Origin of the sequence: Streptomyces antarcticus (assembly GCF_026627255.1) — a bacterium.
Classification (GTDB): domain Bacteria; phylum Actinomycetota; class Actinomycetes; order Streptomycetales; family Streptomycetaceae; genus Streptomyces; species Streptomyces antarcticus.
Genome location: NZ_JAPNLM010000019.1, coordinates 153,437 through 159,721, shown reverse-complemented (window position 1 = coordinate 159,721; position 6,285 = coordinate 153,437). Strand labels below are relative to the sequence as shown.

At 72.6% G+C, this 6,285-nt stretch carries 6 protein-coding genes; 4 read left to right on the top strand and 2 right to left on the bottom strand.

The features are described 5' to 3' along the window. Positions 1–185: acyl-CoA carboxylase biotin carboxyl carrier protein subunit (locus OTB16_RS26500; RefSeq protein WP_324290883.1), on the top strand; the 185-nt coding region annotated here is incomplete at its 5' end. Between the two features lie 98 nt (positions 186–283). On the opposite strand, the gene OTB16_RS26495 is transcribed toward OTB16_RS26500, so the two are convergent. Beyond that, positions 284–1,240, bottom strand: a complete 957-nt coding sequence (locus tag OTB16_RS26495; protein ID WP_267723266.1) for a DeoR/GlpR family DNA-binding transcription regulator — start codon at positions 1,238–1,240, stop codon at positions 284–286. 175 nt (positions 1,241–1,415) lie between these two features. Next, entirely contained in the window at positions 1,416–2,855 is a 1,440-nt protein-coding gene (locus OTB16_RS26490) for an NAD(P)H-quinone dehydrogenase (protein WP_267723265.1), read from the bottom strand. A gap of 173 nt (positions 2,856–3,028) precedes the next feature. On the opposite strand from OTB16_RS26490, the gene OTB16_RS26485 reads away from it, so the two are divergent. The 3 genes from OTB16_RS26485 (at position 3,029) to OTB16_RS26475 (ending at position 6,205) form a co-directional block, all read left to right on the top strand. Continuing rightward, a complete protein-coding gene (locus OTB16_RS26485) occupies positions 3,029–3,466 on the top strand; it encodes a gamma-glutamylcyclotransferase family protein (RefSeq protein ID WP_267723264.1) in 438 nt (145 codons plus the stop codon). A 201-nt stretch (positions 3,467–3,667) separates the two neighbouring features. After that, positions 3,668–4,474, top strand: a complete 807-nt coding sequence (locus tag OTB16_RS26480; protein WP_267723263.1) for a purine-nucleoside phosphorylase — start codon at positions 3,668–3,670, stop codon at positions 4,472–4,474. Between the two features lie 75 nt (positions 4,475–4,549). Further along, entirely contained in the window at positions 4,550–6,205 is a 1,656-nt protein-coding gene (locus tag OTB16_RS26475) for a phospho-sugar mutase (protein WP_267723262.1), read from the top strand. Positions 6,206–6,285 lie beyond the last annotated feature (80 nt).

Below are 6,285 nucleotides of genomic sequence, written 5' to 3'. Positions count from 1 at the left end.
CCATCGTCAAGGTCGCCGTCGAAGAAGGCCAGCAGGTCACCGAGGGCGAACTCATCGTCGTCCTCGAAGCCATGAAGATGGAGCAGCCCCTCAACGCCCACCGCTCCGGCACCATCACCGGCCTCAAAGCCGAGATCGGCGCCTCCCTCACCTCCGGCGCCACCATCTGCGAGATCAAGGACTGATCTCCCGAGTCGCCAGACGACATCGGCCCCCAGGACCCGTCCGGGTCCTGGGGGCCGATGTCATATACGGAGGGCCGCTGCGGGATGCAGCCGAGCCGTCACCGCCGTCGCATGTCCGCCACCCTCGCCCGTTCGCGCTCGCGGTCGCCCGGGTCCGGGAGGGACGACGCGCTGCGCAGTTGCGACGGCGGGGCGCCCCGGCGCTGGACCGGGAGGGGGGAGTCGCGGCGGGGGCGACGCCCCTGCATCGGGTCGCCGGCCGCGGCCGGGTGGGCCGAGCCCGCCACCGTGATCTGTACGCCCTGGTCGGCGAGGGCCTGGAGTTCCGTGGCCGCGCGGTCGTCGTGCGGCGGCGGCTCGTCCGTGACCAGGCGGGTCATGACGTCGGTCGGCACCGTCTGGAACATGGTGTCCGTGCCCAGCTTCGTGTGGTCCGCCAGGACGACCACCTCCGCCGCCGCCTGGACGAGGGCCCGGTCCACGCTCGCGCTGAGCATGTTGGACGTGGACAGCCCGCGTTCGGCCGTCAGGCCGCTCCCGCTCAGGAAGGCCCGGGAGACGCGCAGCCCCTGGAGGGACTGCTCCGCACCGCTGCCCACGAGGGCGTAGTTGGACCCGCGGAGGGTGCCGCCGGTCATGACGACCTCCACCCGGTTGGCATGGGCCAGCGCCTGGGCGACCAGGAGGGAGTTGGTCACCACGGTCAGTCCGGGCACCCGGGCGAGCCGGCGGGCCAGCTCCTGGGTCGTGGTGCCCGCGCCGACGACGATGGCCTCACCCTCTTCCACGAGGGAGGCCGCGACGTCGGCGATGGCGGTCTTCTCCGCCGTCGCGAGATGGGACTTTTGCGGAAAGCCGGACTCCCGCGTGAAACCGCCCGGCAAGACCGCACCGCCGTGCCGGCGGTCGAGGAGTCCTTCTGCCTCCAGCGCCCGCACGTCCCGCCGTACGGTCACTTCGGAGGTCTGGACGACGCGGGCGAGCTCCCGGAGCGATACCGCTCCGTTGGCCCGCACCATTTCGAGGATCAATTGGCGACGTTCTGCAGCGAACACGAAACTGACAGTAACCCCAATGACCGTCTGCTTTCAGCTCCTTGCGCCGGAATACCGAAGTTGTCCGTATGGCAGGGCGACTAGTGGTATACGCGGCCCGAGACTTGGGTGAACGGACGGCCACACGGCGACCCACCGCCCCAACACCGGTGCGGCATGGGGCGGTTGGGACGGATCAGGCCTTGCCTTCCGCCTTGCGGGTGTGGAGCTGGCGGGCCACCTCGGCGATCGAACCGGACAGCGAGGGGTACACGGTGAACGCGTTTGCGATCTGCTCGACCGTCAGGTTGTTGTCGACCGCGATCGAGATCGGGTGGATGAGCTCGCTCGCACGCGGGGAGACGACCACGCCGCCGACCACGATGCCCGTGCCCGGGCGGCAGAACATCTTCACGAAGCCGTCCCGGATGCCCTGCATCTTCGCGCGCGGGTTGCGCAGCAGCGGCAGCTTCACCACCCGTGCGTCGATCTTGCCGGAGTCCACGTCCGCCTGGGTGTAGCCCACGGTGGCGATCTCGGGGTCGGTGAACACGTTCGAGGAGACCGTCTTCAGGTCCAGCGGGGCCACCGCGTCGCCGAGGAAGTGGTACATCGCGATGCGGCCCTGCATGGCGGCGACCGAGGCGAGGGCGAAAACGCCGGTGACGTCGCCGGCCGCGTACACGCCGGGAGACGACGTACGGGACACCTTGTCGGTCCAGATGTGCCCGGAGTCCTTGAGACGGACGCCCGACTCCTCCAGGTTCATGTTCCTGGTGTTCGGGATCGCGCCGACCGCCATCAGGCAGTGCGTGCCGGTCAGCACCCGGCCGTCCGACAGCGTGACCTCGACCCGGTCGCCGACCCGCTTCGCGGACTCGGCGCGCGAGCGCCCGACGACGTTCATGCCGCGGCGCCGGAAGACGTCCTCCAGTACGGCGGCGGCGTCCGGGTCCTCGCCCGGCAGCACCCGGTCGCGGGAGGAGACGAGCGTCACCCGGGAGCCGAGGGCCTGGTAGGCGCCGGCGAACTCGGCGCCCGTCACGCCGGAGCCGACCACGATGAGCTCCTCGGGGAGCTCCTCCAGGTCGTAGACCTGGGTCCAGTTCAGGATGCGCTCGCCGTCGGGCATCGCGTCCGGGATCTCGCGGGGGTGTCCGCCGGTCGCGATCAGTACGGCGTCTGCCGTGAGGATCGTCTCCGAACCGTCGGCGGCCGTGACGATGACGTCCCGGGTGCCGTCGATGCCCTGCGGGCCGCCGAGCTTGCCGCGGCCGCGCATCACGCGGGCGCCCGCGCGGGTGACGGAGGCGGTGATGTCGTGCGACTGGGCGAGCGCGAGGCGCTTGACGCGCCGGTTGACCTTGCCGAGGTCCACGCCGACGACGCGCGCGGCCTGCTCGATGTGCGGGGTGTCGTCAGCGACGACGATGCCGAGCTCCTCGTACGACGAGTCGAAGGTCGTCATGACCTCGGCCGTCGCGATGAGCGTCTTCGAGGGAACGCAGTCGGTCAGGACCGACGCCCCGCCCAGACCGTCGCAGTCGACGACGGTCACCTCCGCGCCGAGCTGGGCCCCCACCAGGGCTGCCTCATACCCGCCGGGTCCGCCGCCGATGATCACGATCCGGGTCACGAAAAGTCCGCCTCACGTCTACCCGGTCGGCTGCCGCCCCGGCCGGTGTTCCGGGGGGTCTCCCCGGGGGATGCATTCCGTGCCCCATTGTCCCGCACGCATCAAGGTGCTTCGCGCCCGGTCCCTCCATCCGGGAACGCGGCCACCACCGCCCCTCCCGTACCCTCGACCACATGTCGCTCTACGCCGCGTACGCCGGCAACCTCGACCCGCGGCTGATGACGCGCCGCGCTCCCCATTCGCCGCTGCGCGGCACGGGCTGGATCAACGACTGGCGGCTGACCTTCGGCGGCGAGCAGATGGGGTGGGAGGGCGCTCTCGCCACGATCGTGGAGGCGCCGCGCCACCAGATCTTCGTCGCCATGTACGACATCGCGCCGCTCGACGAGGAGTCGATGGACCGCTGGGAGGGCGTCGGGCTCGACATCTACCGCCGGATGCGCGTACGGGTGCACACCCTCGAGGGCGAGGAGGCGGCCTGGGTGTACGTGCTGAACGGCTACGAGGGCGGCCTGCCCTCCGCCCGTTACCTGGGCGAGCTGGCCGACGCCGCCGAGTCCGCCGGCGCCCCGCACGACTACGTGATGGAACTGCGCAAGCGCCCCTGCTGAGCCCTGCGGCCCGCCCCACCGGCCCGGCGCCCCACCGGCCCCACCGCCCGGCCCGCCGCCCGCCCCACCGCCGGCGCCCGCCCCGCACCGGTCCCGCACCGCGCGACCGGGACGATTCGGCGGAAACGACAAGGCAACGATCCGAACACCGTGAGCTGCGCCATCTACGCGCGTAGGGATTGAGCGGTTACGCTCGTCCGCGTGAACGCATCTGTTACCGACCCCTTCGCCGCCGCCGACGCCGCAGCCGCCCGTCTGCGCGAGCTGACCGGCGCCGAGACCCACGATGTCGCCCTCGTGATGGGCTCCGGCTGGGCCCCCGCCGCAGAGGCGCTCGGTGCGCCCGAGGCCGAGTTCCCGGTCACCGAGCTGCCCGGCTTCCCGCCCCCCGCCGTCGAGGGCCACGGCGGCAAGATCCGCTCGTACAAGATCGGCGACAAGCGCGCGCTGCTCTTCCTCGGCCGGACCCACTACTACGAGGGCCGCGGCGTCGCCGCCGTCGCCCACGGCGTGCGCACGGCCGTCGCCGCCGGCTGCAAGACCATCGTGCTGACCAACGGCTGTGGCGGCCTGCGCGAGGGCATGAAGCCCGGCCAGCCGGTCCTGATCAGCGACCACCTGAACCTCACGGCCACCTCGCCGATCGTCGGCGCGAACTTCGTGGACCTCACCGACCTCTACTCGCCTCGCCTGCGCGCGATGTGCAAGGAGATCGACGAGACCCTCGAAGAGGGCGTCTACGTGCAGTTCCCCGGCCCGCACTACGAGACCCCGGCCGAGATCAACATGATCCGCGTGATGGGCGCCGACCTGGTCGGCATGTCCACCGTGCTGGAGGCCATCGCCGCCCGCGAGGCCGGCGCCGAGGTGCTGGGCATCTCCCTGGTCACCAACCTGGCGGCGGGCCTGTCGGGCGAGCCGCTCAACCACGAAGAGGTGCTCCAGGCCGGCCGCGACTCGGCCTCGCGCATGGGCACGCTGCTGACCCGGGTCCTCGCGCGCATCTGAGCGACCGCGCGAGAGGCCGCAGGGCCGCAGAGGGCCGCAGGGGCCCCCAGAGGTACGAGAGGTAAGGCGGAAGCAGTGCAGGAACAGGACGACCTGATCACCCGGGCGCGGGCCTGGCTGGCGGAGGACCCGGACCCCGGGACGGCGGCCGAGCTCGCCGCGCTCGTCGACGCGGGCGACACGGCGGAGCTCGCGGAGCGCTTCGCCGGCACGCTCCAGTTCGGCACCGCCGGACTGCGCGGCGAGCTGGGCGCGGGCCCGATGCGGATGAACCGCGCCGTGGTCATCCGGGCGGCGGCGGGCCTCGCGGCCTACCTGAAGGCCCAGGGTCACGCCGGCGGCCTGGTCGTCGTGGGCTACGACGCCCGCTACAAGTCGGCGGACTTCGCCCGCGACACCGCGGCGGTCATGACCGGCGCCGGACTGCGTGCGGCCGTCCTGCCCCGCCCGCTGCCGACGCCCGTCCTGGCGTACGCCATAAGGCACCTGGGCGCCGTCGCCGGCGTCGAGGTGACCGCGAGCCACAACCCGCCCCGGGACAACGGCTACAAGGTCTACCTGGGCGACGGCTCGCAGATCGTCTCCCCGGCGGACGTGGAGATCGCGGCGGAGATCGCCCGCGTGGACACCCTCGCCTCGGTCCCCCGCCCGGAGTCCGGCTGGGAGGACCTCGGCGACGAGGTCCTGGATGCCTACCTGGCCCGCACCGACGCCGTGCTGACCCCCGGGTCCGCCCGGGGCGTACGGACCGTCTACACGGCCATGCACGGCGTCGGCAAGGACGTCGTCCTGGCGGCCTTCGCCCGCGCCGGGTTCCCGGAGCCGGTCCTGGTCGCCGAGCAGGCCGAGCCCGACCCGGCCTTCCCGACCGTGGCGTTCCCCAACCCGGAGGAGCCGGGCGCGATGGACCTGTCCTTCGCGAAGGCCGCCGAGGTGAACCCCGACATCGTGATCGCCAACGACCCGGACGCGGACCGCTGTGCGGTGGCCGTCCCGGACGGCGCGTCGGCCACCGGCTGGCGGATGCTGCGCGGCGACGAGGTCGGCGCGCTGCTGGCGGCGCACCTGGTGCGCAAGGGCGCGCAGGGCGTGTTCGCCGAGTCGATCGTCTCGTCCAGCCTGCTGGGCCGGATCGCGGAGGCGGCGGGCGTCGGCTACGAGGAGACCCTGACGGGCTTCAAGTGGATCGCCCGCGTCGAGGGCCTGCGCTACGGCTACGAGGAGGCGCTCGGCTACTGCGTGGACCCCGAGGGCGTCCGCGACAAGGACGGCGTCACCGCCGCCCTGCTGGTGGCGGAGCTGGCCTCGGAGCTGAAGGAGCAGGGCCGCACCCTGACCGACCTGCTGGACGACCTGGCGCTGGCCCACGGCCTGCACGCCACCGACCAGCTGTCGGTCCGCGTCTCGGACCTGTCGGTGATCGCCTCGGCGATGGCCGCGCTGCGGGCCGAGCCCCCGGTGTCCCTCGCCGGTCTGCGGGTCGTCTCGGCGGAGGACCTGTCCGTCGGTTCGGCGGCGCTGCCGCCCACGGACGGCCTGCGCTACTACCTGGACGGTGACTACAAGGCCCGGGTGATCGTCCGCCCGTCCGGCACCGAGCCGAAGCTGAAGTGCTACCTGGAGGTGGTGGTCCCGGTCGCCGACGCCTCCGGCCTCGCCGCGGCCCGCACCCGCGGCCAGGAGATCCTGGACGCGGTCAAGAAGGACCTGGCGGCGGCTGCCGGAATCTAGCCCTCCCGACGCGCCCGACACCCGCCGGCCCCCGGAGCCCCAGGCTCCGGGGGCCGGCGTCGCCTGCGCCGCAGGACCAC